This window comes from Maribacter sp. 4U21 (genome assembly GCF_002742365.1).
Classification (GTDB): Bacteria; Bacteroidota; Bacteroidia; order Flavobacteriales; family Flavobacteriaceae; genus Maribacter.
Genome location: NZ_MDGN01000051.1, coordinates 16,983 through 43,275 on the forward strand (window position 1 = coordinate 16,983; position 26,293 = coordinate 43,275).

Annotated in this window: 25 protein-coding genes; 18 read left to right on the forward strand and 7 right to left on the reverse strand. The window is 38.7% G+C overall.

Features of this window, described 5'->3' with window-relative positions; all coding sequences use genetic code 11:
• Nucleotides 1-14 precede the first annotated feature (14 nt).
• Nucleotides 15-1,163, forward strand: a complete 1,149-nt coding sequence (locus BFP77_RS10400; RefSeq protein WP_099573965.1) for a lycopene cyclase family protein — start codon at nucleotides 15-17, stop codon at nucleotides 1,161-1,163.
• Here BFP77_RS10400 and BFP77_RS10405 read toward each other — a convergent pair.
• Nucleotides 1,160-2,134 (reverse strand): polyprenyl synthetase family protein, encoded by a 975-nt coding sequence (locus BFP77_RS10405; protein ID WP_099573966.1) that lies wholly within the window; start codon nucleotides 2,132-2,134, stop codon nucleotides 1,160-1,162. The two genes, BFP77_RS10400 and BFP77_RS10405, sit on opposite strands and share 4 nt — an antisense overlap.
• Nucleotides 2,135-2,276: 142 nt before the next feature.
• Between BFP77_RS10405 and BFP77_RS10410 the strand changes: the two genes are divergently transcribed.
• The 8 genes from BFP77_RS10410 to BFP77_RS10440 all read left to right on the forward strand — a co-directional run bounded on the left by BFP77_RS10410 (nucleotide 2,277) and on the right by BFP77_RS10440 (nucleotide 10,611).
• Complete coding sequence (locus BFP77_RS10410; protein ID WP_099573967.1) at nucleotides 2,277-2,807, forward strand: RNA polymerase sigma factor; 531 nt, start codon at nucleotides 2,277-2,279, stop codon at nucleotides 2,805-2,807.
• An 11-nt stretch (nucleotides 2,808-2,818) separates the two neighbouring features.
• A complete protein-coding gene (locus BFP77_RS10415; RefSeq protein WP_099573968.1) occupies nucleotides 2,819-3,226 on the forward strand; it encodes a hypothetical protein in 408 nt (135 codons plus the stop codon).
• Complete coding sequence (locus BFP77_RS16995) at nucleotides 3,226-3,372, forward strand: hypothetical protein (protein ID WP_180272340.1); 147 nt, start codon at nucleotides 3,226-3,228, stop codon at nucleotides 3,370-3,372. Before BFP77_RS10415 ends, BFP77_RS16995 begins: the two co-directional genes overlap by 1 nt.
• Nucleotides 3,373-3,460: 88 nt before the next feature.
• On the forward strand, nucleotides 3,461-4,066 hold the full coding sequence (locus BFP77_RS10420) for a TetR/AcrR family transcriptional regulator (RefSeq protein WP_099573969.1): 606 nt from the start codon (nucleotides 3,461-3,463) through the stop codon (nucleotides 4,064-4,066).
• Entirely contained in the window at nucleotides 4,067-5,407 is a 1,341-nt protein-coding gene (locus tag BFP77_RS10425; RefSeq protein ID WP_099573970.1) for a TolC family protein, read from the forward strand. It begins immediately after the preceding gene.
• Nucleotides 5,408-5,431: 24 nt separating this feature from the next.
• Complete coding sequence (locus BFP77_RS10430) at nucleotides 5,432-5,791, forward strand: four helix bundle protein (protein WP_099573971.1); 360 nt, start codon at nucleotides 5,432-5,434, stop codon at nucleotides 5,789-5,791.
• Between the two features lie 57 nt (nucleotides 5,792-5,848).
• Nucleotides 5,849-7,021, forward strand: a complete 1,173-nt coding sequence (locus BFP77_RS10435) for an efflux RND transporter periplasmic adaptor subunit (protein WP_099573972.1) — start codon at nucleotides 5,849-5,851, stop codon at nucleotides 7,019-7,021.
• Nucleotides 7,022-7,113: 92 nt separating this feature from the next.
• The gene (locus tag BFP77_RS10440; RefSeq protein WP_099573973.1) at nucleotides 7,114-10,611 is read left to right on the forward strand and encodes an efflux RND transporter permease subunit; all 3,498 of its coding nucleotides are present in this window, start codon (nucleotides 7,114-7,116) and stop codon (nucleotides 10,609-10,611) included.
• Nucleotides 10,612-10,679: 68 nt separating this feature from the next.
• Here the strand turns inward: BFP77_RS10440 and BFP77_RS10445 are convergent, their stop codons facing one another.
• A complete protein-coding gene (locus tag BFP77_RS10445; RefSeq protein ID WP_099573974.1) occupies nucleotides 10,680-11,027 on the reverse strand; it encodes a toxin-antitoxin system YwqK family antitoxin in 348 nt (115 codons plus the stop codon).
• A 256-nt stretch (nucleotides 11,028-11,283) separates the two neighbouring features.
• On the opposite strand from BFP77_RS10445, the gene aspS reads away from it, so the two are divergent.
• The 4 genes from aspS (at nucleotide 11,284) to BFP77_RS10465 (ending at nucleotide 15,615) form a co-directional block, all read left to right on the forward strand.
• Nucleotides 11,284-13,032, forward strand: coding sequence for an aspartate--tRNA ligase (gene aspS, locus BFP77_RS10450; RefSeq protein ID WP_099573975.1), 1,749 nt, complete (start codon nucleotides 11,284-11,286; stop codon nucleotides 13,030-13,032).
• 242 nt (nucleotides 13,033-13,274) lie between these two features.
• Nucleotides 13,275-15,062 carry a chloride channel protein gene (locus BFP77_RS10455; protein WP_099573976.1) on the forward strand — a complete coding sequence of 596 codons (1,788 nt, stop codon included), beginning with the start codon at nucleotides 13,275-13,277 and terminating at the stop codon, nucleotides 15,060-15,062.
• A 23-nt stretch (nucleotides 15,063-15,085) separates the two neighbouring features.
• A complete protein-coding gene (locus BFP77_RS10460; RefSeq protein WP_099573977.1) occupies nucleotides 15,086-15,352 on the forward strand; it encodes a hypothetical protein in 267 nt (88 codons plus the stop codon).
• Nucleotides 15,353-15,423: 71 nt separating this feature from the next.
• The gene (locus BFP77_RS10465) at nucleotides 15,424-15,615 is read left to right on the forward strand and encodes a cold-shock protein (protein ID WP_099573978.1); all 192 of its coding nucleotides are present in this window, start codon (nucleotides 15,424-15,426) and stop codon (nucleotides 15,613-15,615) included.
• Between the two features lie 100 nt (nucleotides 15,616-15,715).
• Here the strand turns inward: BFP77_RS10465 and BFP77_RS10470 are convergent, their stop codons facing one another.
• Complete coding sequence (locus BFP77_RS10470; RefSeq protein WP_099573979.1) at nucleotides 15,716-16,159, reverse strand: nucleoside deaminase; 444 nt, start codon at nucleotides 16,157-16,159, stop codon at nucleotides 15,716-15,718.
• A 97-nt stretch (nucleotides 16,160-16,256) separates the two neighbouring features.
• Here BFP77_RS10470 and BFP77_RS10475 point away from each other — a divergent pair, with 97 nt between their 5' ends.
• Nucleotides 16,257-18,023 carry a 1-deoxy-D-xylulose-5-phosphate synthase gene (locus BFP77_RS10475; RefSeq protein WP_099573980.1) on the forward strand — a complete coding sequence of 589 codons (1,767 nt, stop codon included), beginning with the start codon at nucleotides 16,257-16,259 and terminating at the stop codon, nucleotides 18,021-18,023.
• Nucleotides 18,020-19,144 carry a DUF3078 domain-containing protein gene (locus BFP77_RS10480; protein WP_099573981.1) on the forward strand — a complete coding sequence of 375 codons (1,125 nt, stop codon included), beginning with the start codon at nucleotides 18,020-18,022 and terminating at the stop codon, nucleotides 19,142-19,144. Before BFP77_RS10475 ends, BFP77_RS10480 begins: the two co-directional genes overlap by 4 nt.
• Here BFP77_RS10480 and dgt read toward each other — a convergent pair.
• On the reverse strand, nucleotides 19,141-20,484 hold the full coding sequence (gene dgt, locus BFP77_RS10485) for a dGTP triphosphohydrolase (RefSeq protein WP_099573982.1): 1,344 nt from the start codon (nucleotides 20,482-20,484) through the stop codon (nucleotides 19,141-19,143). The genes BFP77_RS10480 and dgt overlap by 4 nt on opposite strands.
• 163 nt (nucleotides 20,485-20,647) lie before the next feature.
• Here dgt and BFP77_RS10490 point away from each other — a divergent pair, with 163 nt between their 5' ends.
• The 3 genes from BFP77_RS10490 (at nucleotide 20,648) to BFP77_RS10500 (ending at nucleotide 24,207) form a co-directional block, all read left to right on the forward strand.
• A complete protein-coding gene (locus BFP77_RS10490) occupies nucleotides 20,648-21,040 on the forward strand; it encodes a carboxypeptidase-like regulatory domain-containing protein (RefSeq protein ID WP_099573983.1) in 393 nt (130 codons plus the stop codon).
• Between the two features lie 199 nt (nucleotides 21,041-21,239).
• Nucleotides 21,240-23,483: an inorganic phosphate transporter gene (locus BFP77_RS10495; RefSeq protein WP_099573984.1), complete on the forward strand. Its 2,244-nt coding sequence runs from the start codon at nucleotides 21,240-21,242 to the stop codon at nucleotides 23,481-23,483.
• A complete protein-coding gene (locus BFP77_RS10500; RefSeq protein WP_180272341.1) occupies nucleotides 23,470-24,207 on the forward strand; it encodes a DUF6503 family protein in 738 nt (245 codons plus the stop codon). The genes BFP77_RS10495 and BFP77_RS10500 overlap by 14 nt, the downstream gene beginning before the upstream one ends.
• Nucleotides 24,208-24,220: 13 nt before the next feature.
• On the opposite strand, the gene nadD is transcribed toward BFP77_RS10500, so the two are convergent.
• From nadD to BFP77_RS10515, 3 genes are read right to left on the reverse strand one after another with little or no spacing between them, the layout of a single operon-like run.
• Nucleotides 24,221-24,805: a nicotinate (nicotinamide) nucleotide adenylyltransferase gene (gene nadD, locus BFP77_RS10505; RefSeq protein WP_099573985.1), complete on the reverse strand. Its 585-nt coding sequence runs from the start codon at nucleotides 24,803-24,805 to the stop codon at nucleotides 24,221-24,223.
• The gene (gene gmk / locus BFP77_RS10510; protein ID WP_099573986.1) at nucleotides 24,802-25,392 is read right to left on the reverse strand and encodes a guanylate kinase; all 591 of its coding nucleotides are present in this window, start codon (nucleotides 25,390-25,392) and stop codon (nucleotides 24,802-24,804) included. The genes nadD and gmk overlap by 4 nt, the downstream gene beginning before the upstream one ends.
• The gene (locus BFP77_RS10515; protein ID WP_099573987.1) at nucleotides 25,393-26,250 is read right to left on the reverse strand and encodes a YicC/YloC family endoribonuclease; all 858 of its coding nucleotides are present in this window, start codon (nucleotides 26,248-26,250) and stop codon (nucleotides 25,393-25,395) included.
• Between the last annotated feature and the right edge of the window lie 43 nt (nucleotides 26,251-26,293).

Here is a 26,293-nt window from a genome sequence, read left to right on the forward strand (position 1 = left end):
GTTATTTTTGATTGATGCCCAAATTACAATACGATTACATCATTATAGGAGCAGGAGCAGCAGGTCTTATGCTTGCGGACGCTATGGGGAAAGATGTCTTTTTTGAAACAAAATCCATTCTATTGCTTGATAAAGAAACCAAGGAAACCAATGATCGCACATGGTGTTTTTGGGAAAAAGGAGAAGGTACATTCGACGCTATTGTTTATAAGAAATGGGACCATATTTTTTTCGCAGGAAAGGGTTTTTCCAAGCGGTATGATATAGCTCCGTATACTTATAAAATGGTCCGTGGTATAGATTTCTATTCTGCCTATTTAGCCCGTATAAGAAGCTATCCCAACATTACCTTCAAGACTGAAAGCGTTACCAATATAGAGGAGCAAAAAGAAGAGGTGTACGTACACACCTCGGCAGAAACCTATTCGACCAAGGAAGTATTAAATAGCATTTTCGACTATGAAATGGCGACCCAGCAGAATAAATACCCTGTACTTCAACAGCATTTTATAGGATGGGTGGTAAAAACTAAAAAACCAATTTTTGACGCTAGTCAAGCCACCTATATGGATTTCTCCATAGCACAGAAAGGGAATACCAGGTTTATGTACATACTACCCTACAGTGATGACACGGCACTTATTGAATACACCTTGTTCTCTGATAAGCTTCTTCCAAAAGAAGAATACGAAAAGGCCATAAAGGAGTACCTACATAACAATCTAGATTGCTCAGTGTACGAAATATTGGAAAAAGAACAAGGGAGCATACCCATGACATGTTACGATTTTAAGGAACACCACACTGATAAAATTCGGTTCATCGGTACCGCCGGCGGATGGGCCAAACCTAGTACTGGCTATACCTTTATGAGTACCTCAAAAAAAATTCCACAACTTATAACCTTCTTAAAAACCGGCAGGCCGTTAAAGGAATTAGATTTTAAGAATCGCTTTTGGTATTACGACCTACTTCTTCTAGACGTACTTCATAGCAAGAATGAAAGCGGACATTTAATATTCCAAAAACTCTTTAAGGAAAGGAATCCTCAATTGATCTTTAAATTCTTAGACGAAGATACTAGCGTCATGGAAGACATCTACTACATTTTAGGTTGTCCTAAAATACCATTTACGACTGCTTTGATAAAACGCTTATTCTAAACAGTTCTTCGCATAAGATTCTCACCAAAAGCTCTGAGAATATCCTTTTTTTCTTGTGTTAACTCTAAACTCTCTAATACCGCAAAAGCTTTTTTGGTATAGCTTACGATAGCGTCTTGGGTAGCAGTGGCTGCTCCACTTTCGCTGAAAATTGTTCTAACCGCTTTTACTTTACTGTCCGTTTCTTTAGGTTGTATGGAGTAGAGGTCCATAAGTTGTTTTCGGTTACTTACGGTGCCTGCCTCCATTGCCTTGATAAAGAGATAGGTCTTTTTGTTTTCTATAATATCTCCCCCAACTTGTTTCCCAAAGGTTAAAGGGTCGCCGTACACATCCAAATAATCATCCTGTAATTGAAAAGCAATCCCTAGATTCAAACCAAAAGCATACAGTACTTCTTGAGACTTTTCTGAGGCTTCGGCAACAATAGCTCCCATTTTCATGGCAGCCGCTACTAAAACAGCAGTTTTGTATTTTATCATCTTAAGATACTCTTCAAGGGTAACATCTTCCCTGGTTTCAAAATCAACATCGTACTGTTGGCCTTCACAAACTTCTAAAGCTGTTTTACTGAATAATTTTGCTAAATCTTTGAAAATATGAACTTCATAATTTTCAAATAGTTGATACGCCATAATTAGCATAGCATCTCCGGATAAAATGCCCGTATTTGTGTCCCATTTTTCATGAACCGTGGGTTTACCACGTCTTTTGGGGGCATCATCCATAATATCATCATGTACCAATGAAAAATTATGGAACACTTCAATAGCCAATGCAGCGTCCAAAGCATCGGTATGATCCTTTTCAAAGAGCTGTGCGGTTAATAAAACCAATACCGGTCTCAAGCGTTTACCACCTAATTGTAAGATATAGGTGATAGGCGCATAAAGGTTTTTTGGCTCCTTTGTCTCCGTTTTGGATTCCAAATAAGAGATAAAATCATTACGATACTTTTCTATGGAGAGCATAGTCGAATTTTTTTCAAAAATACATCCATTGTTACAAATAGTTCATATAACCGTCAAATGATATAAAGAAAATAGATAGAAAAAATGCAATAGATTTTTAATTCGTCGTCTTTACTAATAAGGATCGCTTTAAAAACCGTCAATGGTTTCTGAGAAACAAGATAATAACAACCTGAATGATTTTTTTAGAGACGAATACCAGTCTTTAAAAAGATATGTGCGCTCTAAAATTGAGCACACTACGGAAAGTGATGCTGAAGATATCATACAAGACGTGGCTTTAAGAATTTTTTCAAGACCACCCAATGCGATTCCTATTAAAAATGTGGGAGGGTTTGTTTACAATGCCGTTAAAAATAGGATTATCGACATTATGCGAACTAAAAAAGAAAGCATTAACGATGAGAAAGACATTGAGCGACTTTGGACGGATTTCACCGCAATGTTCTATGAAGGCCCAACGATGGCATATTCAGAGCGGTTAAGGGAAAAGTTGAAGCAAGCGATAACCGCCTTAAAACCGCCTTACAGAGATATTATACTGGCGGTTGATTTTGAAGGATATACCTACAGAGAAATTTCAGAAGAGACAGGAATTCCTCAAGGAACACTGATGTCTAGAAGACACAGGGCAATAGCATTATTAGTAAAACATTTAGAAATGAAACAATAAAAAAATAAGATATGGAGTACAAAGATCATTTAGAAAGGCAAGTAGAGAACAAAGTAAAATATTACGTAGTCAAAATCTGTAAAGTACTATTCTTTATAGTGCTTGGGTTAGCAATTGCCTTTTTGGTAGGGTATGTAGTTATGCGCTTATGGAATTGGCTCATGCCAGAACTTTTTGGCCTGCCTACAGTTGGGTATTGGCAAGCGGTAGGTATTTTAATCTTAGCCAAAATAATTTTTGGTTTTGGCGGTGGAGAAGGACCTAGGAGCAGTAGTAAATCCAAGACCCGCTCTAGTTCTAAAAAATGTGTATCACTACGAAGAGATTTTTCAGAGTGGCAACACTATGATGAATTCTGGAAAGCGGAAGGCGAGGAAGCTTACAATAATTATTTAGAAAGAATTAAAAAAGAGGAATAATGAGCGCAGCGAAAAATAATTTAGATAAGAGAAAGTACAAATATCCAACCAGACCATTTTACTGGAGTCTTAATGCTAAATCCGCATATACGGCAAGCCTGCAAGAAAAATCAGATGGTAGAACGATTACCGATAAAAAAGTGTGACCATACAATTAAGAATGTGTTAAAAAAGTGTAAAACTCAGGAAACTTTTAATGTTTTTAAAGTTTCCTGACGTACATTTGCTTTCGCTATGAAAGAAAACATTTTAATTAAGGCAACTGAACTATTCTTGGAACAAGGTTTCAAAAGTGTGACTATGGATGATCTGGCTGCGGAAATGGGTATTTCAAAAAAAACTATTTATAGTCATTATGATAATAAGACAAACTTAGTACAACAATGTACACTTCATCTCTTTGAGTTTATACGCACCGGTATTGATGCCATAATAGCGTTGAAAAAAAATCCGATTGAAGAGCTTTACGAAATTAAAAAGTTTGTTATGCTGCACCTTAAAGGTGAGAAATCCTCACCAGAATATCAGCTTCAAAAGTATTATCCGGAAACACATTTAGCCTTAAAGAAAAAGCATTTTGAAATGATGCAAGATTGCGTCGTAGACAATGTAAACAGGGGTATTGGTTTGGGAATATACAGGGAAAATCTGAACGTGGAATTTGTTTCCAGAATCTATTTCTCTGGAGTAACTAGTATAAAAGATCAAAAATTGTTTCCATTGAATAAATTTCCAATCGCTCAATTAATGGATGATTATCTAGAGTATCATTTACGAGGAATAGTAACTCCTAAGGGAAGGAAAACATTAAATAAAATCATCAATTCAAACCAAGAATAAATGCAACCAATCAGATTACTAATACTGGCATTGTGCATAGGTAGTTGGTCTTTTGCCCAAGAAAAGACCTATAGTTTTACACTTCAAGAAGCGATAAGCTTTGCACTTGAGAATAATTATAGTGCCATCAATGCGGATCGCGATGTGTTGGCCGCTAAAAAACAGAAATGGGAGACCATAGCCACCGGGCTTCCGCAGATTACAGGTGCTGTTAATTATCAGAATCAATTAATTCAGCAGGTGGTGCAACTACCCGGGGAAATTGCAGGTGGTGAGCCCGGCACCTTCGTAGAAGTAGTCTTTGGTCAGCCGCAACAGGTCAATGCCGCAGCAACATTAAGACAACAACTTTTTGATGGATCCTACATTGTGGGCGTACAGGCAACCAAATCCTTTTTAAGTTATAGCGCCAATAACAAAGAAAAGACAGAACAGGAAGTAAGAAAGGCCGTAGTGGAGGCCTACGGCAATGTATTGTTATCTCAAGAAAGTGTGCTAATTCTACAAAAGAATAAGGAAACATTGGAAAAAACACTTTTTGAGACCACAAAAATCTACGAAAATGGCTTAGGAGATGAAGAAAGCGTTGAGCAGTTACAAATTACGCTATCCTCAATAGACAACCAATTGAAAAATGCCATGCGCTTGGAGGAAATTACCCTTCAAATGCTCAATTTGGTGATGGGAATCGAGTTAGATGCACCTACCCGATTAGAGGAAAATTTAGACAATCTTACGCAAACTCAAATAGATTTTAATCTTTTAGAAAGTGAATTGACTATTGAAAATAATGTCGATTATAAATTAATTACCAATCTTAACGAACAGCGGTATTTTGAATGGAAACTCGCCAAAAGCAGGGCCTTACCAACGCTTAACGCATTTGCCTCTTACGGTGGTCTATCTTTTGGAGAGGATTTCTCTTTTTTTGATAACGGACAACAATGGTTTGAATTTTCTACGGTTGGCGTAGACCTGAGCATTCCCATTTTCAGTTCAGGAAAAAGAAGTGCCAGCACGGCTAGAGCCAAAATAGCCCTGGAAAAAGCCAAGACGCAGCTCACGGAGGCGGAGCAACAGATACGTCTTCAGTTACAGACTGCAAAAAGTAATTACACTTTGGCCATAGAACAATATCAAACATCAAAGAATAACCTTAACCTAGCGGAGCGCATAGAAAATAAAAATCAGATTAAATACGCAGAAGGTCTTGCAAGTAGTTTTGAACTTCGCCAGGCACAGACACAACTCTATGATGCGCAACAAGGTTATTTACAAAGTATGGTAGAGGTAATTAACAAAAAAACGGCATTGGAAATTATTCTAAACGAAAGTTTATAAAGTTTAATGGTTTAGAAGTTAACTATGAGATTATTCTCTTTTGAAAAATTAAAAGTTTGGCAGAAATCAAGAAATCTGGCCATTATGATTTACAAAACAACCAAGGTTTTCCCAGATGACGAAAAGTTTGGCTTAATATCTCAAATGCGGCGTTGTGCCATTTCAATTTCCTCAAATATTGCAGAGGGAACGGGTAGACATACAGCAAAAGATAAAGCTCGTTTTACAGAAATAGCATATGGTTCGGCACTAGAACTATTGAATCAAACTATAGTATCAAATGATTTGGAATTTCTAACCAATGAAAACTACGAACTTATTAGAACAGAACTAACGGAGATTACTGCAATGTTGAACGCACTAAGAAAATCACAATTGGCATGAAAAATCTAGATAAAAACCTAAACTTTTCAACCTTATAAACTATTAAACGTATTACAAATGAAAAACATTAGTTATTTTTTATTCCTTGCAATTCTATTAACAGCTTGCGGAGGTTCTAACGAGAAATCCGTAACAGAACTTATCGCTGAAGGGAACCTTGAAACGATTAGGGAAAGGAAAAATGAGATTTCAGAAGCTTATAAAAACTTAGGTCAAGAGATTAAGCAGCTAGATTCTGCGATTGCCGCGCAGACCGGGGAAGGTAATCTACCCCTTGTTTCAGCCATTACTGCGAAAACAGAAAAGTTTGACCACTTTTTGGAACTTCAAGGCGATGTTACTACAAAACAGAACGTGCTCATTTACCCAGAAATGCAGGGTACGCTGCAACGTGTTTATGTAAAAGAAGGACAGCAAGTTTCCAAAGGGCAGCTATTGGCCTCCATTGATGATGGTGGTATGGCCAGTCAACTTTCACAATTAGAGACCCAAGCAGATTTGGCGAAAACAACCTTTGAAAGGCAAGAGCGTCTTTGGAATCAGAAAATTGGCTCTGAAATACAATATCTGCAGGCAAAAACAACCTACGAAGCAGCGCAAAGTGCCGTAAAGCAAATTAAAAGTCAGTTAGGAAAATCAACCATCAGAGCCCCTTTCTCCGGCATTATAGATAATGTGATAAAAGATCAAGGAACGGTAGTTGCACCAGGCCCAGGTTCGGAAGTATTTAGAATAGTGAACCTTTCTGATATGTATATAGCGATAGATGTCCCTGAAACGTATTTAGGTGATATTAAAAAAGGAAATTCCGCCATAGTATATTTTCCTGTCTTAGGCGACACGCTAATTTCTGAAATAAGACAGACCGGAAATTTTATCAACCCAGGAAACAGGGCATTTAAAGTAGAGGTTGCTGTTCCTAATAGGGATAATACGATAAAACCGAATTTAACGGCAAAAGTAAGCCTCAATGATTACTCTTCAGAAGCCGCGGTCTTAGTTCCACAAGGGATTATTTCAGAAAATGCAGAAGGACAACAATACCTTTATATTGCGAGCGACAGAACAGAGGACAAGGCGACGGCAAAGAGACGGATTATCACTACCGGACGTACACAAGGTAACATGGTTGAAGTATTATCTGGAATTACAGCTGGAGATTTGCTCATAAAAGAAGGAGCAAGGAGCGTAAAGGATGGTCAAAGCGTACAGATTTTAAGTACGGACTAGCATCTACATAATTAGCATAAAAACTTAAGTAACAACTAGAAATGTTTTTAGTGTAATTACTCACTCATAAAAACAATAACTAAAGACTTAAAATGAGTAAACAAAAGAAAAACGCCGACAAAGAATTTAGCTTATCGTCCTGGGCCATAGATAATCCATCTGTAATCTATGTAATGATTGCACTCTTCCTTTTAATAGGCTATTCAGGGTATCAGGCCATGCCCAGAGAAGATTATCCAGAAATTGTGGAGACCAAAATATACGTGAGTACCCCCTATCCGGGAAATACCGCTGAGGATATTGAACGATTGCTTACCGACCCTCTTGAAGACCGACTAAAAAATGTGAGTAATGTAGTGGAAACCACCTCTACCTCTCAAGAAGATTATTCTATTATTACGGTCGAATTCGATGAGGACATCACCGTTGAACAGGCCAAACAAAAGGTAAAGGATGAAGTAGACGGGGAAAAAGCCAGTGAAGATTGGCCCACCTTCAACGGTGCTAAGGTAGAGCCAAATATCTTTGACCTTAATCTTGCGGAATCCTTTCCCATCATGAACGTGAATTTCACGGGGGATTATCCAGTAGAAAAACTAAAAGAATTTGCGGAATACTTAGAGGAAGAAATTGAAAATTTACCGGAAATAAAACAAGTGGATATTCGCGGTGCGCAAAAGAAAGAGGTAGAAGTAGCTGTTGATGTATATAAAATGATGGCGGCCAAAGTAAATTTTCAAGATGTAATCGGTGCCATCAGTAATGGCAACATGACCATGTCCGCTGGCAATATTAAAACTTCGGAACAACGGCGTACCATCCGCGTATTGGGCGAGATTGAAAAACCGGAAGAACTGAACAATTTCGTAGTAAAATCGGAAAATGGCTCCGTCTACCTTAAGGATATTGCCAAAGTGTATTTTCAGGAAAAGGAAAAAACCACTTATGCACGTGAATTTGGGGAAAGTGTAGTAATGCTGGATATAAAAAAACGGTCCGGCAAAAATACGATTGCCGCCACTACACAAATTCGCGAAATAGTCAAAAAAGCTCAGGAGAATTACTATCCCGCTGACCTGAATATATCAATTGCCAACGATTCATCGGATAGAACTTTGAACCAGGTAGATGATTTGGTGAACAACATCATCTTTGGTATTATTCTGGTGGTCACCGTCTTAATGTTTTTCCTCGGTTTTAGGAATGCGTTGTTCGTAGGATTTGCCATACCCATGTCCATGTTCATATCCTTTGCTGTGCTAAACTTAGCGGGTTACACCTTAAATACCATGATTCTTTTTGGAATGATCATGGGGCTTGGAATGTTGGTGGATAATGGTATCGTAGTGGTAGAAAACGTGTATCGTTTAATGAGTGAGGGCATGAGCCGCACAGAGGCTGCAAAGAAGGGAATAGGGGAAATTGCGTTCCCGATCATCATATCTACGGTTACCACGGTAGCAGCCTTTGTTCCGTTGGCATTTTGGCCGGGTATATTCGGTCAATTCATGATTTTCTTTCCTATAACCTTATCCGTTGTTTTAGGATCATCACTATTCGTAGCCATCTTCATGAACTCCATGTTGGTTTCACAGTTTATGGACACGGAAGAGAAAGAACTTACTAAGAAACAACTATTGCGCATTAGTGCCATACTGAGCGGTTTTGGTATTTTCATACTCATCTTCGGTGGTGCCATGAGAGGTCTGGGTACGGTAATGATTTTTACCGCTATCCTCTTTTGGGTATATAAATACGCCATAAAGAAATGGGCTACGAAATTTCAGAACAGCACCATGGTGCGTTTTGAAAATTGGTACGAAAGGCGCATAAAACACGCTTTAAGAGGCAAAAACGTGTACTGGTATTTCGGAATCACCTTCGCTTTATTGATAGCAACTTTTATGCTCTTCGGCATGTCGGTAGGCTCTGGCAGAACAAAAATCGAGTTCTTCCCGGAGAACACCCCCAACGAAATATACGTCTATATTGAGTATCCTGAAGGGACTTCCATCACCAAAACCAACACACTTACCAAAGCCATAGAGGATCGTGTTTATGAGGTTGTCAATAGAGAAATGTATATAGACCCGGACGGAGAGAACTACTTGGTAGAATCTGCCGTTTCTCAAGTTGGGGAAGGTGCCGGAAACCCCCAGACCGATGGTGGCTCCTCAGCAGAGATGCCGCACCGTGGTAAGGTTACCGTTTCTATGAGAGAGTATAAATACCGAAACGGCCTGGATACGGAGAAGTTGCGTGGTGAAATTCAGGAAAGCCTAACAGGTATCTATCCCGGCGTTTCTATTTCCGTTGAAAAGAATGCAGATGGCCCACCACCGGGATACCCCGTAAATATTGAACTGGAAGGTAAGGACTATAACGAATTAATTGGAACGGCTGAAGATATCAGAAACTTTATCAATACAAAAAACATCGCCTTCATAGAAGAATTGAAGATTGATGTAAATAAGAGCAAACCTTCCATGCAGGTAACGGTAGACCGTCAAAAAGCAGGAGAACTGGGTGTAGCCGTTGGTCAGGTAGGGCAACAATTAAGGCGTTCTCTATTTGGGGAAAAAGCGGGTGTTTATAAGTTAGATGGCGACGATTATGATATTAACGTGCGCTTTAACGAGGATATCCGTTTTGATAAGAATGCCCTTTTCAATCAAAATATAATTTTCAGGGACCCTGCTACCGGTCAAATAAAAGAGGTTCCCGTCTCTGCCGTGGCGTCACAGAAAAACTCGTCTGGCTATAGTGCTATAAAGCATCGTAACGGTAATAGGGTAGTTACGGTATATTCCGGACTTAAAGCAGGAGGTAACCCGGCCTTGGTCGTGGAGGAAATTAAAAAAGTAATGGAAAACTACGAAGGTATTCCAGATACGGTAAAGGTAGATTTTACTGGAGAAATTGAAGAACAGAATAAACAAATGAACTTTTTAGTAGGTGCATTTTTCTCGGGACTTGGGCTTATAATGCTTATTCTCATTTTTCAATTCGGTGGTATTTCCAAACCACTGATCATAATGATTGCTATATTCTTAAGTTTTATCGGAGTATTCGGAGGACTAATGCTCACTGGGTGGTCCTTTGTAATTCTTATGACCATGATGGGAATTATTTCCCTTGCCGGTATTGTGGTAAACAATGGAGTAGTACTTCTAGATTATACACAGATATTGATAGATCGTAGAAAGGTTAAACTTGATTTAGAGGATAAAGACTTGTTACCTATGGATGAAGCTACCGAAATCATTGTTAAAAGTGGAAAAGCCAGATTAAGACCTGTAATATTAACGGCGATTACAACAGTGCTGGGTTTAATCCCCTTAGCTATAGGACTCAACATAGATTTCTTTTCGTTGTTCTCTCAATTTGACCCAAAAATTTATATCGGCGGAGATAACGTTATTTTCTGGGGTCCTCTGGCCTGGACCGTAATTTTTGGTTTGATAGTAGCCACTTTCCTTACCCTGATCATTGTGCCGGTATTGTTCAATATCGTATACAGAATTAAAACTGCCATAAGAGGTCGTGGAAGTAAAAATGCCGTAACAGATCGTTTAGAAGCGGCAGCTTAAATAAACATGAACACTAAAAAAAGCCTGTACTTTGAAAGTACAGGCTTTTTCCATTACATAAATTATCGTTAGTCCTTTGCAAGAGACCTACTTTGTTTCGCATTGGTTACAGCAGCTATCTTGTTGTTATCAAAATTAACTTCTCTTAGCACATCACCTTCCCAGAACAACCATTTTCCTGTTTTGGCACCTTTTACGTAGTTTCCCATTGCAATTTTATCACCTTTTTCGTTGAACATAATCCATTCACCTTCCAGTTTTTCGTTCAGGAAATAACCCTGCTGCGCCACTGCACCATTAGCATGAAAATAAGTCGCTTTGACCATGTCTCCTTCTTTTTCAAATTTCGGAGCTATGTCTTGGGCAAAGGCTCCTAATGAAAATGACATCAAAGCTATTATTAGTATTTTTTTCATGATATAATTCTTTTAAATTGATATTTATCTAACATTAACGTTACAAAGTTAGAATTATTTTACAATAAATAAATTATTACATAACTTTTAATTTACATTAAATTAACATTGAAAATCTAATTTATTGATATTTAGACCATTAAATTAAACACTTTAACATATTTGAATTTGCTGTTTCACCTATAAAACCTCCAATTTAGATAGATATTTAATGGATGAGACTTCTTAAATTTGCCCTTTATTTAAAGATACGACCATGTACAGAAGCCATTCCTGCGGAGAATTAAGAGAATCACATATTGATAGTGCTGTCACACTTTCTGGATGGGTATCTAAGACAAGGGACAAGGGTTTTGTTGTTTGGGTAGACATTAGAGATCGTTACGGAATTACACAATTGGTATTTGATGCGGACCGGACTTCCCCCGAGTTGTTGGAACAAGCGAGAAATCTTGGTCGCGAATTTGTTATACAAGTAAAGGGTAAAGTAATTGAACGTGCCTCTAAGAACGCCAACATCCCAACAGGAAATATTGAAGTTTTAGTTGAAGAACTTATTGTCTTGAACGAATCCAAGACTCCTCCTTTTACCATAGAAAACGAAACGGATGGTGGAGAAGATTTGCGTATGAAATATCGTTACTTGGATATTCGTAGAAATCCGGTAAAAAACAACCTCATCTTCAGAAGTAAGGTTACCATGGAAGTTAGAAAATACCTGTCTAACCAAGATTTTATAGAAGTAGAGACACCTTATTTGATTAAATCCACACCAGAAGGTGCCCGCGATTTCGTGGTGCCTAGTCGTATGAACGAAGGACAGTTCTATGCATTACCACAATCGCCACAAACCTTTAAGCAATTGCTTATGGTAGGTGGTATGGATAAATATTTTCAGATTGTAAAATGTTTCAGGGATGAAGATCTAAGAGCGGACCGCCAGCCGGAATTTACACAAATAGATTGTGAAATGGCTTTTGTTGAGCAAGAGGATATATTGGATGTATTTGAAGGTTTAACAAAATATCTGTTACAAGAGATAAATGGTATTACCGTAGATAGCTTTCCTAGAATGACCTATGATGAAGCCATGGCCAAGTACGGTAACGATAAACCGGATATTCGTTTTGGCATGGAGTTCGGCGAATTGAACAACGTGACTCAACACAAAGAATTCAATGTCTTCAACAAGGCCGAATTGGTCGTAGGTATTGCCGTCCCGAGTGCAAATACGTATACACGCAAGGAAATTGACAAACTGATAGATTGGGTTAAAAGACCACAAGTGGGCGCTTTGGGTATGGTGTACTGCCGGTGTAATGAGGATGGCAGTTTTAAATCTTCTGTGGACAAATTTTATGACCAAGAGGATTTGGCCAAGTGGGCAGAAGCAACGGGAGCCAAACCGGGAGATCTTATTTGCGTGCTATCGGGACCAACGAACAAGGTACGAGCTCAATTAAGTGCTTTACGTATGGAGTTGGCCACACGATTGGGCCTAAGAAAAAATACTGAATTTGCGCCATTATGGGTGGTAGACTTTCCTTTATTGGAATTGGATGAAGAGACCGGTCATTACCACGCCATGCACCATCCGTTTACTTCACCGAAACCGGGCCAGTTAGCATTATTGGAAACAGATCCGGGAGCCGTACGCGCCAATGCCTATGATTTGGTATTGAACGGGAATGAAATAGGCGGTGGCTCCATTCGTATACATGATAAAGAAACCCAAGCTACCATGTTCCGTCACTTAGGGTTTACCCCTGAAGAAGCCAAGGAACAATTTGGGTTTTTAATGGACGCCTTCCAGTATGGTGCACCTCCGCACGGTGGAATTGCTTTTGGCCTGGATAGACTAGTAGCTATTTTAGGCGGACAGGAAACCATACGTGATTTTATCGCCTTTCCTAAAAATAATAGTGGCCGTGACGTAATGATTGACGCTCCTGCCGCTATTGATGACGAACAATTAAAGGAATTGAACTTGAAATTAGATTTGTAATTTTCTTTAATTATAATTTTCTGGTTCTACGAATTCCATTCGTATCCAATGATGAGGTAAAGTCAATACGACTTATTTCCCTTTTTTAAAGGACAAGGAAGTCCATTGAAAACGCTGTAATTATAACGAGATCTGCGCTGTTTAAAAAATCGTCTAACAAAATAGATTATTTTTAAGAAGAAAATTACTCCGAGGGAAGCTTAGGAGTATTTTTAATCTCGGTTATCGAGTAAAGCACAGTAATGCCCAACCAGAAAAACAGTCTTTTAAAACGTATATATAAGTGGAGGTACAAACATATTTCCAACAAAACCTTTATTTACATTCTTAGCGTAATCGTTGGACTATTAGCTGGCCTAGCTTCGGTAACCCTAAAGAACATCACCTATTTTATAGAGGCCTCTTTAGAGAATGGTATTATCCTTACAAGGAATCAACTTTACTTTGTACTTCCTATCCTAGGATTAACGCTGGTTTTTCTATACGTAAAATACATCCATAAAGAAAAATTGAAACATGCCGTTTCATCCATTTTGTTCTCGCTTTCAAAAAACAAAGGTATCATCAGCAAAAAACAGATACTAACCCAACTTGTTGCAGCACCGCTAACGGTCGGTTTTGGTGGTTCGGTAGGTTTATTGGGACCCGCGGTGGCCTCTGGAGCGGCCATTAGTTCCAATCTTGGACAACTCTTTCATATCAATACCAAAACACGGTCATTACTAATTGCCTGTGCCTCGGCCGGGGCTATATCTTCCATCTTTCAAGCTCCGATTGCAGCGATAATCTTTGCCGTGGAGGTCTTTAGTCTAGACCTGACCATGATCTCTATGTTACCCCTATTGCTCGCTTCCATTTCCGGCGTACTTACCTCCTACTTTTTTTTGGGTAACGAAGTGCTTTTTAAATTCACCATTACACAATCATTTGAGGTAAGAGACACCTTGTTTTATATTCTGCTTGGTGTGGGTACGGCAATAGCCTCCATATACTTTACCAAAATGTACTTTGGTATTATGAAACTATTTAAACCCCTTAGAAGTCCAAAATACCGTTTATTGGTTGGTGGATTGGCCATAGGTATAATGCTCTACTTTATTCCGCCTCTTTACGGTGAAGGCTTTGGGTTTATTAACCACCTATTAGACGGGAATCACTTACTTGCACTGGGCACTACGCCTTTTGATGCATTTATGGATAATATTTGGGTAGTCATTGCCCTATTGTTCGGTATTACCATCTTCAAGGCGGTGGCCATGACCACCACTTTAGCCGCAGGCGGTGCAGGAGGTATTTTTATTCCCACCATGGTTATGGGCAGTGCATTGGGGAACGTTGTGGGGAAGGTCATCAATAACCTAGGCCTCGGTCTGTCCGTATCAGAAAGCAACTTTACGTTGATAGGTATGGCTGGTCTTATTGCGGGAGTACTCCATGCCCCTTTAACGGCCATTTTCTTAATAGCTGAGATTACCGGAGGATATGAACTTTTTGTTCCTTTAATGATTACCGCTTCCATTTCATACATCATTACCAAAAATGCGATAGACTACACTATTTATACAAGGGAACTGGCAGAAAGCGGTGATTTGTTAACGCATAACAAAGACCAAGCGGTTTTGACACTTATGCAGCTTGATGATATCATTGAAAAGAACTTTAAGACCGTACGCCCGGATATGACCTTGGGAGCTATGTTGCACGAGTCCGTTGCCAAATCGGCAAGAAACATTTTCCCGGTAGTGGATACCAACAATTCCTTGGTAGGCATTATACTATTGGACGACATACGTGAATTTATGTTCGACACCGCATTGTATAAAACAACCCGAATAGAGACGTTTATGCATAACGCTCCAGAACATATATTCTACGGTAAGGATAATATGCAACAGGTAATGCAAAAATTTCAGGATAGTGGGGCGTGGAACCTTCCGGTCATTAAAAATGGAAAGTATATAGGCTTTGTTTCTAAATCCAAACTGCTAACGGCCTATCGCAGAGAGCTTATTAATTTCACGAGCAACTAATTTTCATTCTGTAAATTTGCATTATGAAATATCTGATATCGCTTATTGTCTGCATTGCTTTTGGCCTTATCATTTATGGCTTTTCCTTAGATGAAACAGAAGAAGCGATTGCCGATAAGTATATCGGTTCCGGAACTTTGACCCTATTTCTTGTTGCTATGCCGCTTTTCTTATATAAAGAAAGCAAAACCAGAAGGTGGAACGACTATATGCTTACGGAAGAAAACGTAAGGAAAATGCAAGGAAAAGAACCTAAGAATACTGATAATCAGGATACTCCGTCCAATTAAATTCTTCAACGCCACGTTTCTTAGACAAAAAATGATTAAATTAGAGTACTAACATTTAATCTTTAATTTTCATGACTGGCACAGTTAAATTTTTTAATGAATCCAAAGGATATGGCTTTATTACCAATGACGACACCGGAAAGGACATCTTCGTTCATGCAACCGCCCTTAACGGAACGGAGCTGAGAGAAGGAGACAAAGTGGAATACGTTGAAGAAGAAGGAAGAAAAGGAATAGTTGCAGGGCAAGTTCAAGTCCTTTAACCAAACGTATTACATCTTGTAAGAATTAGAACCATGCCAATGCATGGTTTTTTTATCGGTTCTTTTGAATTTTCCTGAAATTCAGTACTTAGGTACGTCACTACTTCCGCCTTTTTTCAAAAAAACGTTTCAATAGGGTCGTTGATTCCATGGCCAAAATACCACCCGTAATGACTGTTTTAGGATGTAATTGCGTCCCCATAACCCCACACCCCCTTTGTTCATCTTTTGCACCAAAAACAATTTTGCCTATTTGGCTCCAATAAAGGGCACCAGCACACATTTGGCAGGGTTCTAAGGTAACATATAGGGTACAGTCGCGGAGGTATTTTCCGCCCAGGAAATTGGCCGCCGCCGTAATGGCCTGCATCTCGGCATGTGCAGTAACATCGTTCAACTGCTCTGTTAGATTATGGGCCCTAGCTATAATTCTATCCTGGATAACGATGACAGCTCCAACAGGTATTTCGTTCTGATCAAAGGCATATTCCGCCTCCTGAAGGGCCTTTTTCATAAAATAGGAATCATCATAGGGTAAAATCATAAATCAAAAATACAATAAGCCTAGCTTTAATAACTAGGCTTTAAAACAATTGTTTAACCTATTAAAAGAAGTATTTTTGTGGCTTAGCACTTCAATCTTGGATACGTTTTTAGACCATATTAACTCCCCGGCTGATTTAAAAAAGCTTTCCGTGCATCAACTTCCTGCACTAGCGAAAGAACTTCGAACATTCATCATAGACATCGTAGCCACTAAAGAGGGTCATCTAGGAGCAAGCTTGGGCGTTGTGGAACTTACCATTGCGTTGCACTATACATTCAACACACCCGAAGATCAACTTATATGGGACGTTGGTCACCAAGCATACGGACACAAAATTTTAACGGGCAGAAAGGAAATTTTTGAAACCAATAGGCAGTTAAACGGAATAAGCGGTTTTCCAAAACGAGAAGAAAGCAGCTATGACGCCTTTGGCACCGGACATAGTTCTACATCTATCTCTGCCGTACTGGGCATGGCCCTAGCCGCGCAAATTCAAGGGAAAAGGGAACAACAACATATTGCCGTCATCGGGGATGCCTCTATTGCCAGCGGAATGGCTTTTGAAGGACTTAACCATTTAGGTGTTACAGATGCCAATGTGCTCATTGTCCTAAACGATAATGCCATTGGTATAGACCCTAGTGTAGGGGCATTGAAAAAATATCTCACCAATGTCAAGAAAAGAGTTGCAAAGGACGAAAATATTTTTGAATGTTTAAACCTTAATTATTCTGGACCCATAGATGGCCACGACCTCCAAGCACTGATAACGGAGTTAAATCAACTAAAATCTGTTCCAGGTCCAAAGCTATTGCATGTCATAACCACCAAAGGTAAAGGGCTTCAAAAGGCAGAAGAGAACCAAGTGGTTTATCATGCTCCGGGTAAATTCGACAAAAACACCGGAGAGTTAATTCCAAAGGCAATGAAACCAGGGCCGCCAAAATACCAGGATGTTTTTGGTCATACGTTGGTAGAGCTGGCTAACGATAATGAAAAAATTGTTGGTATTACCCCTGCAATGCCTACGGGAAGTTCCTTGAAGTATATGATGGAAAAAATACCCGATCGCGCTTTCGATGTGGGCATTGCCGAACAACATGCCGTAACGATGGCAGCAGGGATGGCCACGCAGGGCCTAGTTCCTTTTTGTAATGTTTACTCTACCTTCCTACAACGTGCTTATGACCAGCTCATACATGACGTTGCCCTACAAAATCTACCTGTCATATTTTGTTTGGATAGAGCAGGAATCGTAGGACAAGATGGCCCCACGCATCATGGTGTTTTTGACATTGCTTATCTCAGGTGCATTCCTAATCTTATCATCTGCGCACCAATGAACGAGATACAATTAAGGAATATAATGTATACTGCTCAACTAGGTCTTCAAAAACCGATTGCCATTAGATATCCGAGGGGAAAAGGTCGTTTGGAGCATTGGAAACGACCCATGGTAAAAATGGAAATTGGCACATCTTTTGAACTCAAAAAAGGAAATAAGATAGCCTTATTAAGTACCGGTCCAGTTGGTAATACGATAACCGATATAATCGAAGAAATTGATTCTAAGGACATGATAGGGCATTATAATTTTCCTTTCGTAAAACCATTAGATCAAAAAAGACTGGCACACCTATTGGCATCTTACGAACATATTATCACAATTGAAGATGGCAGTAGTATCGGTGGCTTTGGGAGTGCAGTGGTAGAATTTGCGAACGAAAATGATATCACTAAAAATATTAAGATATTTGGAGTTCCGGATGAATTCATACCACATGGAACCGTGGAAGAACTTTATAAATTAGCCGGGATAGACAAACAAACTATCAAAGAGTATTTAGCGTATATCACATGACCAGGATCACGAATAAGACCGTATGGTTTACCATTATATTAGGGTTAGCTACAAATTTATTTTTCGCTCAAAATACAATTCCGGCTACAACGCCTACCGACAGTGTTTCAATAGATACAACTGTTGTGGATACCATTGTAATACGAAAAACACTCACCAAGATAAAGCATATACCAAGGGGCGTTAACCTTACCAATCCCGTTATCTCATTTAAAAAAACAAAACCACTTAAAGATAGATACAACCGATTTAGGGTGCCTTCTTTTTGGAAAAAGGAGAATCAGCTGGGGATAAATGTGAGCGAGACGGCATTTGTGAATTGGAATGCAGGTGGAGACAATGCCATAAGCGGTCTAGGATTTCTTAAATTTTCCCGTAACTACAAATTTCGATATTTTAAATGGGACAATAATCTGGATCTTAGATATGGTCTTAACGCACAGGAAGGTCGTAAATTAAGAAAGACAGAAGATGTTATACGGCTAAACTCAAATGTCGGTTATCGCAGGGATACCATCAGTAATTGGTACTATTCCGTACAGTTAAACTTTAACACCCAATTTTCCAACGGTTTTAAATATCCAGATAGAACTACACCAATATCCCGTTTCATGGCTCCCGGATATTTGTTTTTTGGTGCTGGAACATCGTATATAAGTCAAGACCAAAAATTTAATCTTTACCTCTCTCCCTTAACACAGAAATCTACGTTTGTTCTAGACCAAAGATTGGCGGACAGGGGTGCATTTGGTGTTGAAAAAGCCGTTTTGGATGCAGATGGAAATGTGATTACACCCGGGGAAAACCATCTTTTAGAACTGGGGTTTCTGGTTACGCATAATTGGAACCTGAACCTGGGCAAGAATATTGACTTGAACAGTAGGCTAAACCTGTATACCGATTATCTCGCCAGCTTTGGGAACATAGATTTAGATTGGGAACTTAATATTAAGATGAGGGTGAACAAGTATATTTTGACCACCATAGGCACACATCTTATTTACGACGATGATATTCTTTTTGATGAAGTAAAGAATGCAAACGGTATCGTTACCGACCCCGGAGAACCTAGGTTGCAATTTAAACAAGTGCTAGGGGTAGGTGTAGCTTACGATTTTTAAAGTTGTCTTCCTTGAATTTTATTATGAATATGAACGGCACTACTATCGGAAAGACTAGCTACGTAACAGCAGGTATTCAGTAAAATTTCATAAAGTGAAATATGGGTATGCTGGTATGGTTCCGGTAAAGTTTGAACGATTAGCTTATGATAATTAGAGGCACTATCATTTTTTTTCTGAACCAACGCATCTATATAAACATCCAGGATATTTGAGATGATCTTATAGCCCGCAATTTCTTTTTCAACTACTTCCTGAGCACGATAAACCCGCTCAACACTGATTCCTATAATATCCCTTATTTGCGCATCATATTTGCTCTTATCTAAAAGTGATACTTCAAAATTACCGCTTAAAATCTGTTCTTCGTTTTCCATGAAAATTGAAACAGCATCTTGTATCAATGTGTTGATCGCCAAAGCCCTTAGATAACTTAACCTATCCTCTTTATAAGCCAAAGAACGATACTTTTTGGTGTTGATACTGTCCTTGACCAATTTTATAAGGTATTCCAAAGCAAAATCTTCCGAAATAAGGCCAAGGTTAATGCCGTCTTCAAAATCTATTATCGTGTAGCAGATATCATCCGCTGCTTCGACTAAAAAAGTCAAGGGATGCCTAGCGTAAGAGACAGACGCTCCTTTTCTAGTCTGTATAAGTCCTAAGTTATTCGCTATGTCCTCAAAAGTTTGCTTTTCCGTTTGAAAAAACCCGAATTTCTTATCTGAAATATGTTTGGTTGGTTTCTTAGGTAAAGACTCTTTTGGATATTTCATAAACGCCCCTAACGTAGCATAACTTAAACGGAGTCCACCCAAAACTCCTTCTCTATCTTGGGCCAAAAGCTTAAAACCGTTGGCATTTCCTTCAAAATCAATAATATCCTGGTATTGCTTATCGGTCAACTGCTCCTTATATTTTTTACCGCTACCTGTTCTAAAATATTCGCCGATGGATTTTTCACCACTATGTCCAAACGGAGGATTCCCAATGTCGTGTGCAAGAGCCGCCGCAGCGACAATAGCGCCAAAATCGTTGAATTTAAAACCATGAACTTCTTGAAGATAGGGGTGTTTTTCCAATATTTTTTTACCGGCTAATCTTCCCAGGCTTCGTCCTACAACGGATACCTCTAAACTGTGGGTTAGTCGCGTATGTACAAAATCTGTTTTTGAAAGCGGTATTACTTGCGTTTTATCCTGTAGACTTCTAAAGGCCGAAGAAAAAATAATACGGTCATAATCAACTTCAAAACCAAGTCTGGTTTCATCCTGCTCGTTTCTGAGCCTTTTATTGGTATCCCCGTTTCTTCGTAATGAAAGTAATTGCTCCCAATTCATGTTTAAAATTTAGTACGCGCAAGATACATTTTTTGCCATCCTTTTAACATCGCAAGCAAGCAAAACGATCATAATCTTAACCATTTGAAAATAAATAAATAACAGACAGCTAACCTTAACTTAACCTTGTAAAGCGTTATTTGTATAGAAACAAAGTCCTTCAATGAAACAGTTACTTTTTGTATTCTTATTCGTGGTTTTTTACAATGTATCAGCCCAATCAAATGGTGTTTTGAGTGGTAAGGTATTAGATGCGGAGATATATAATGAACCCTTACTTATGGCTTCATTGTCTTTAAAAGGAACGCCTTGGAAAGCACAGACTAATTTTAACGGCAATTTTGAAATTACTGAAGTAACTCCCGGTAGATACACGTTGCAGATTAGCTTTTTAGGTTATGAAACGGTGGAAGTACCCGTAGAAATTAAGGATGGTGAACGTTTAGATGTACTACAGTCCTTAAAGGCAAAATCCTTACCTACCCTTCCCGCCTCTGTAGTTTCGGCAAAAGAGGACTACGCTACCGATAGTCAAATTTCAGGTTTTAAAAAGTAAGTTATCCAATTCTTTTAGCGAAGGATACTATTATGGACTAGGGTCTGAAATTACCTTATTTCTAGTACCGTTTATTACAAAAGATTTTAGTATTTTTCAACTTTACGGTCCTGTTAGGAAGATAAACTTTTTACTTCATAACCTTATTTTAACCTTACTGATGAATTATAATATGATTTTTGCTTTTATTTCTTTTTAGATGAGCGAAAACATTTACTTGTTTATGATTATTGCCTTGGCCGTTCTGGCCATCACCGACCTGGTTGTTGGGGTAAGTAATGATGCCGTAAACTTTTTGAATTCTGCAATTGGCTCAAAGGCCATCTCATTCAAGACCATCATGATCGTTGCAAGTGTAGGTATTGCCTTTGGCGCAATTTCCTCTAGTGGTATGATGGAGGTTGCACGGAAGGGAATTTTTAATCCGAGTGAGTTCGTCTTTGCTGAAATCATGATTATTTTCATGGCGGTAATGATTACCGATATTCTTTTGTTGGATTTTTTCAACACCCTTGGAATGCCTACTTCAACCACGGTTTCCATAGTTTTTGAATTATTGGGTGCCGCTGTCGCTATTTCAATGGTAAAAATATATGCCGCGGACGGTGGTGTTTCAGATTTGGTCCAATATATCAATACAGAAAAGGCTACTGAGATTATATTAGGTATTCTACTCTCCGTAGTCGTAGCCTTTACAATAGGTGCTTTGGTCCAGTTTGTTTCTAGAATACTTATTTCTTTTAAATTCGAGGAAAAACCAAAATGGATAGGTGCTGTTTTTGGTGGGTTTGCCATAACCGCCATTGTTTATTTTATTCTGGTCAAGGGCCTAAAGGGAACCTCTATTCTGTCACCTGAAATATCCATGTTCATAGGCACCCAACCAGAATTATTCATACTGGGAAATATTCTATTTTGGTCCATATTATCCTTTGTGGTTACCCAATTTTTAAACTGGAATATTTATACTGTAATCATAGTTTTAGGCACGTTTGCACTTGCGATGGCTTTTGCGGGCAACGACCTTGTTAATTTCATAGGAGTACCGCTAGCAGCCTTGGCCTCTTATGAAAGCTGGCAAGCCTCCGGTATATTGGCTTCTGAATTTAATATGAAAGGACTGAATACGGCAAGCCAAGCACCAACCTACCTTTTGCTGGCATCCGGTCTTATAATGGTCATTACGCTTTGGTTTTCTTCCAAGGCTAAAAACGTGGTAAAAACCAGTGTAGATTTATCCAGGCAGGACGAAGGGGACGAACGTTTTCAACCGAACTACTTATCGAGACAAATCGTAAAGTATAGTATAATGGCTTCCGAGAACTTATCGGGAATCATTCCAAAGAACATTCAGAAAAGAATAAATAACCAGTTTGAAAAGCCTTATGTGTACATTCCAAAAAGTAAAGTAAAGGATCTACCTGCTTTTGACTTAGTCAGGGCGTCTGTAAACTTAATGGTGGCCAGCGTATTGATATCGTTGGCAACCTCCATGAAATTACCACTTTCTACAACCTACGTGACTTTTATGGTTGCCATGGGTACTTCCTTGGCAGACAGGGCATGGGGTCCAGAAAGTGCTGTTTATCGGGTAGCAGGTGTACTTAACGTCATAGGAGGCTGGTTCTTTACTGCCTTCAGTGCTTTTACGGCAGCGGCCATAATAGCTTATATTATTCATCTAGGCGGTATCGTTGCCATTGGAATTCTTTTGACCTTGGCATTTTTGCTTATTGGTAAAAATTACCTCTCGCATTCCAAGAAAATGAAGGAAACCAAACTTGAGGAAAAGTTACAGAAGGCAGAGAGCAATACTATAATTGGATTGATCGAAGAAAGTGCCACCAATGTAGCGCTAGCCATGAAGCGCGGCAGTAAAATTTATACCCAGAGTATAGATGGTCTTGCAAAGCATGACATTGACACCCTAAAAAAAGGAAAAAAAGGAATTTCAAAATTAGATAAGGAAGTAGAGGACCTCAGAGGCAACATTTTTTACTTTATCAAAAACCTAGATGAGTCAAGCGTAGGAGCCAGTAACTTTTATATTACAGCTTTAAGTTACCTTCAAGATATGACCCAATCTTTGGAATATATATCCAAAGCTGGTTTCAAACATGTAAACAACAACCATAAAAAACTAAGATTCAATCAAATCAAAGACCTCAAGGAAACGGACCAATACGTAGAAAAACTGTTTGTAGAGGTACGCGAAATATTCGAATCAAGAAATTTTGGAAATCTGACCAGCCTTTTGATGGGAAAAGAGGAACTACTCCTTAAACTAGATCAAAAAATAGCCAAACAGGTAGAGCGCACCCGTTCCGATGAATCTAGTCCAAAGAATACGGCGCTATATTTTAGCTTGCTACTAGAAACCAAAGACTTGTTGCAAGCAACAATGAACTTGATAGAAACCTATGACAAATATGCAAATAGGTAAGACACTAAAATTTATACTTTCCTTTATTTTGGTGATATTCTTAAATCATCTGGGAAACTCCCAAGAACTATCGGGACAAGAATTGTTGGAAAAAGCAATCCAGTTCCATGATAAAGAAGCTAATTGGAAAAGTTTTAAAGGTAAATTGGCTATCACCATGAAATCTCCAAATTCTAGCGACCGTCATAGTATCTTGTTCATGGACCTACCTGCGGAATATTTTAAATCTAAGGTTAGAAGGGATAACAACACTATTGAATCTGTTTTGATGAAGGACAGTTGTAATCTAAAACTAAACGGAAGTCCGGTAATATCTAAAAAATATAGGGATAGCCTTAAAATAACTTGTGATAGGGCTAAAATGATGAAAAATTATTACACCTATCTCTACGGCTTACCGATGAAGCTAAAAGACCCAGGAACAATCATTGCTCCAGAAGTAAAAACGAAATCGTTCAAAGGAAAGGAATATCTCGTTTTGAAGGTAAACTACGATGAAGAAGTGGGCAAAGATACTTGGTATTTCTATTTTGATCCTTTAACCTATGCTATGGAAGTTTATCAATTTTTCCACGACGAGTCTAAAAATGATGGCGAATATATAGTACTAGATGATTTGCTCGAGGTCAATGGTATAAAAATGCCCAAAACTAGAGCATGGTATTACAATAAGGATGATAAATATTTGGGGACGGACATTCTTACCAAAGGCGGTGCTTTATAGAATTTGCTGTCCATTACCTGTAAAAATTCATTTCATCCATATATTTCCAAACATTATAGGGTAACATTGGGCTAATGTTTTTACCTTTTTTATGTTCATTTCTAATAAAGGTCGATGATATTTCCATTATGGGCGCTTCAACTTTATGAATCTTAGGATGCCCCTGAAATCTATGTGCTACGGTGCCTTCAGAAATTCTAGGATATACATAGAGCTCGTAGTTTTCCAAGATTACTTCATAGTTCTTCCACTTGTGAAACCCTTTTAAATTATCCTCTCCCATAATAAGGCAAAACTGGTATTCATCTGTATACTTTTCTCCAAGATGTACAAGGGTGTTAATAGTATAGTTAGGTTGAGGCAAATCAAATTCAATCTTATTGGGCTTTAACTTTGGGAAATCTTTGGTAGCTTCAAGTACCAACTGATACCTGTGATGATTTTCCAAAAGGGTTTTCTTGACCTTAAAGGGACTTTGAGGTGTTACTACGAACCAAACCTCATCCAACTCGGAAAACTCTGCCATGTGGTTCGCTATGACCATATGACCAATATGAATTGGGTTAAAGGTTCCAAAGTACAACCCTACCTTTTTCATCTTTCGTCGGTCTCCGTTTGGTTAACGAAATCGGACACTAGTTCTTCTGCCTCTTTTAGAGCTGTATTTAAATCGTAATTTTTGATAATCCTGTCAAACTGTGGCGCCGTCGCAAGTTCTACAGAAGCCTTTGCAATTCTCATATTAATTTTATCGTCGGTCTCCGTGCTTCGCTTCTTCAAACGTATCTTAAGCTCATCCACACTCGGTGGTTTTACAAAAACAGCTAGCGTCTGTTTTGGAAATTTCTTTTTAATACGAAGTCCACCTGCCACGTCTATATCAAAAATTACATTCTTCCCTTCTGCCCATAAGCGTTCTACTTCGCTCTTTAAAGTGCCATAAAAATTATCCCTATACACTTCTTCCCACTCTAAGAAATCATCATTTTTAATATGTTTCTTAAATTCGGATACAGTCATAAAATAATAATGCTCTTTATTCTTCTCCTTTCCACGTCTAGGCCTTGAAGTGGCTGACACAGAAAAAGCCAAGTTAAGGTCTTCACATCCAAGTAAATGTCTAACGATGGTAGTTTTACCACTACCAGAAGGAGCCGAAAATATAATAAGTTTACCGCCTTTCATCTAAAGTACATTTAGCATCTGCTCCTTTATTTTTTCTAACTCGTCTTTCATTTGAACAACGAGCTGTTGCATTGGTGCATAATTGGCCTTTGACCCAATAGTGTTTATTTCTCTTCCTATCTCTTGGGAGATAAAACCAAGTTTTTTACCATTACTATCATTGGATTGTATGGTTTTCGTAAAATAATCCAAATGATTGGCTAAGCGCACCTTTTCCTCGGTAATATCGTACTTCTCTAGATAATAAATAAGCTCCTGTTCAAATCTATTCGCATCCACATCCTGCTTTATCTCCTGCACTGCTTTTTCCAAACGCTCCCTAATGGTACCTTGGCGGTCCGGGTCCATCTCAAGCACCTTTTGCAGTAAATTCTTTAAGGATGAAATACGATCTAAGAAATCTCTCTCTAAAACGTTTCCCTCTTCTGATCTAAACTTATTTATTTCTGATAACGCTCCTTTCAGCGCCTTAATTATAGCCTGATATTCCTCTTCATCTATATCTTCCTTATCCGTTCGCATAGCATCAGGAAAACGCAGGGCCATCTCTAATAACCTAAGATCATCCCCATCAGCAATGGACTTCAGCTGCTTCATATATTGCTTTACAGCACTCTCGTTTACCTGAGCGGAGGTTTCATCTCCAGTGATTTCAATGTACAAACTAAAATCAACTTTTCCTCTTTGAAGTGAGTTGGCGATCAGTTTCCTCAACTCCAACTCTTTTTCCCGATATGCAGATGGCATACGAGCGTTTAAATCTATGCTCTTACTGTTCAGGGATTTAATCTCTACCGTAATTTTCTTAGTTGGAAGCTGTACAACATGCTTGCCGAATCCAGTCATGGATTGAATCATAGGTTCTAATTATATTTCGCAAAGGTAATTCTTTTGTAAAAGA

Excerpts from the sequence above, each read along its gene's own strand:
- BFP77_RS10400 (WP_099573965.1), top strand. The coding sequence starts at position 15 with ATGCCCAAATTACAATACGATTACATCATTATAGGAGCAGGAGCAGCA.
- BFP77_RS10405 (WP_099573966.1), bottom strand. The coding sequence starts at position 2,134 with ATGCTCTCCATAGAAAAGTATCGTAATGATTTTATCTCTTATTTGGAA.
- BFP77_RS10410 (WP_099573967.1), top strand. The coding sequence starts at position 2,277 with ATGGTTTCTGAGAAACAAGATAATAACAACCTGAATGATTTTTTTAGA.
- BFP77_RS10415 (WP_099573968.1), top strand. The coding sequence starts at position 2,819 with ATGGAGTACAAAGATCATTTAGAAAGGCAAGTAGAGAACAAAGTAAAA.
- BFP77_RS16995 (WP_180272340.1), top strand. The coding sequence starts at position 3,226 with ATGAGCGCAGCGAAAAATAATTTAGATAAGAGAAAGTACAAATATCCA.
- BFP77_RS10420 (WP_099573969.1), top strand. The coding sequence starts at position 3,461 with ATGAAAGAAAACATTTTAATTAAGGCAACTGAACTATTCTTGGAACAA.
- BFP77_RS10425 (WP_099573970.1), top strand. The coding sequence starts at position 4,067 with ATGCAACCAATCAGATTACTAATACTGGCATTGTGCATAGGTAGTTGG.
- BFP77_RS10430 (WP_099573971.1), top strand. The coding sequence starts at position 5,432 with ATGAGATTATTCTCTTTTGAAAAATTAAAAGTTTGGCAGAAATCAAGA.
- BFP77_RS10435 (WP_099573972.1), top strand. The coding sequence starts at position 5,849 with ATGAAAAACATTAGTTATTTTTTATTCCTTGCAATTCTATTAACAGCT.
- BFP77_RS10440 (WP_099573973.1), top strand. The coding sequence starts at position 7,114 with ATGAGTAAACAAAAGAAAAACGCCGACAAAGAATTTAGCTTATCGTCC.
- BFP77_RS10445 (WP_099573974.1), bottom strand. The coding sequence starts at position 11,027 with ATGAAAAAAATACTAATAATAGCTTTGATGTCATTTTCATTAGGAGCC.
- aspS (WP_099573975.1), top strand. The coding sequence starts at position 11,284 with ATGTACAGAAGCCATTCCTGCGGAGAATTAAGAGAATCACATATTGAT.
- BFP77_RS10455 (WP_099573976.1), top strand. The coding sequence starts at position 13,275 with ATGCCCAACCAGAAAAACAGTCTTTTAAAACGTATATATAAGTGGAGG.
- BFP77_RS10460 (WP_099573977.1), top strand. The coding sequence starts at position 15,086 with ATGAAATATCTGATATCGCTTATTGTCTGCATTGCTTTTGGCCTTATC.
- BFP77_RS10465 (WP_099573978.1), top strand. The coding sequence starts at position 15,424 with ATGACTGGCACAGTTAAATTTTTTAATGAATCCAAAGGATATGGCTTT.
- BFP77_RS10470 (WP_099573979.1), bottom strand. The coding sequence starts at position 16,159 with ATGATTTTACCCTATGATGATTCCTATTTTATGAAAAAGGCCCTTCAG.
- BFP77_RS10480 (WP_099573981.1), top strand. The coding sequence starts at position 18,020 with ATGACCAGGATCACGAATAAGACCGTATGGTTTACCATTATATTAGGG.
- dgt (WP_099573982.1), bottom strand. The coding sequence starts at position 20,484 with ATGAATTGGGAGCAATTACTTTCATTACGAAGAAACGGGGATACCAAT.
- BFP77_RS10490 (WP_099573983.1), top strand. The coding sequence starts at position 20,648 with ATGAAACAGTTACTTTTTGTATTCTTATTCGTGGTTTTTTACAATGTA.
- BFP77_RS10495 (WP_099573984.1), top strand. The coding sequence starts at position 21,240 with ATGAGCGAAAACATTTACTTGTTTATGATTATTGCCTTGGCCGTTCTG.
- BFP77_RS10500 (WP_180272341.1), top strand. The coding sequence starts at position 23,470 with ATGCAAATAGGTAAGACACTAAAATTTATACTTTCCTTTATTTTGGTG.
- nadD (WP_099573985.1), bottom strand. The coding sequence starts at position 24,805 with ATGAAAAAGGTAGGGTTGTACTTTGGAACCTTTAACCCAATTCATATT.
- gmk (WP_099573986.1), bottom strand. The coding sequence starts at position 25,392 with ATGAAAGGCGGTAAACTTATTATATTTTCGGCTCCTTCTGGTAGTGGT.
- BFP77_RS10515 (WP_099573987.1), bottom strand. The coding sequence starts at position 26,250 with ATGATTCAATCCATGACTGGATTCGGCAAGCATGTTGTACAGCTTCCA.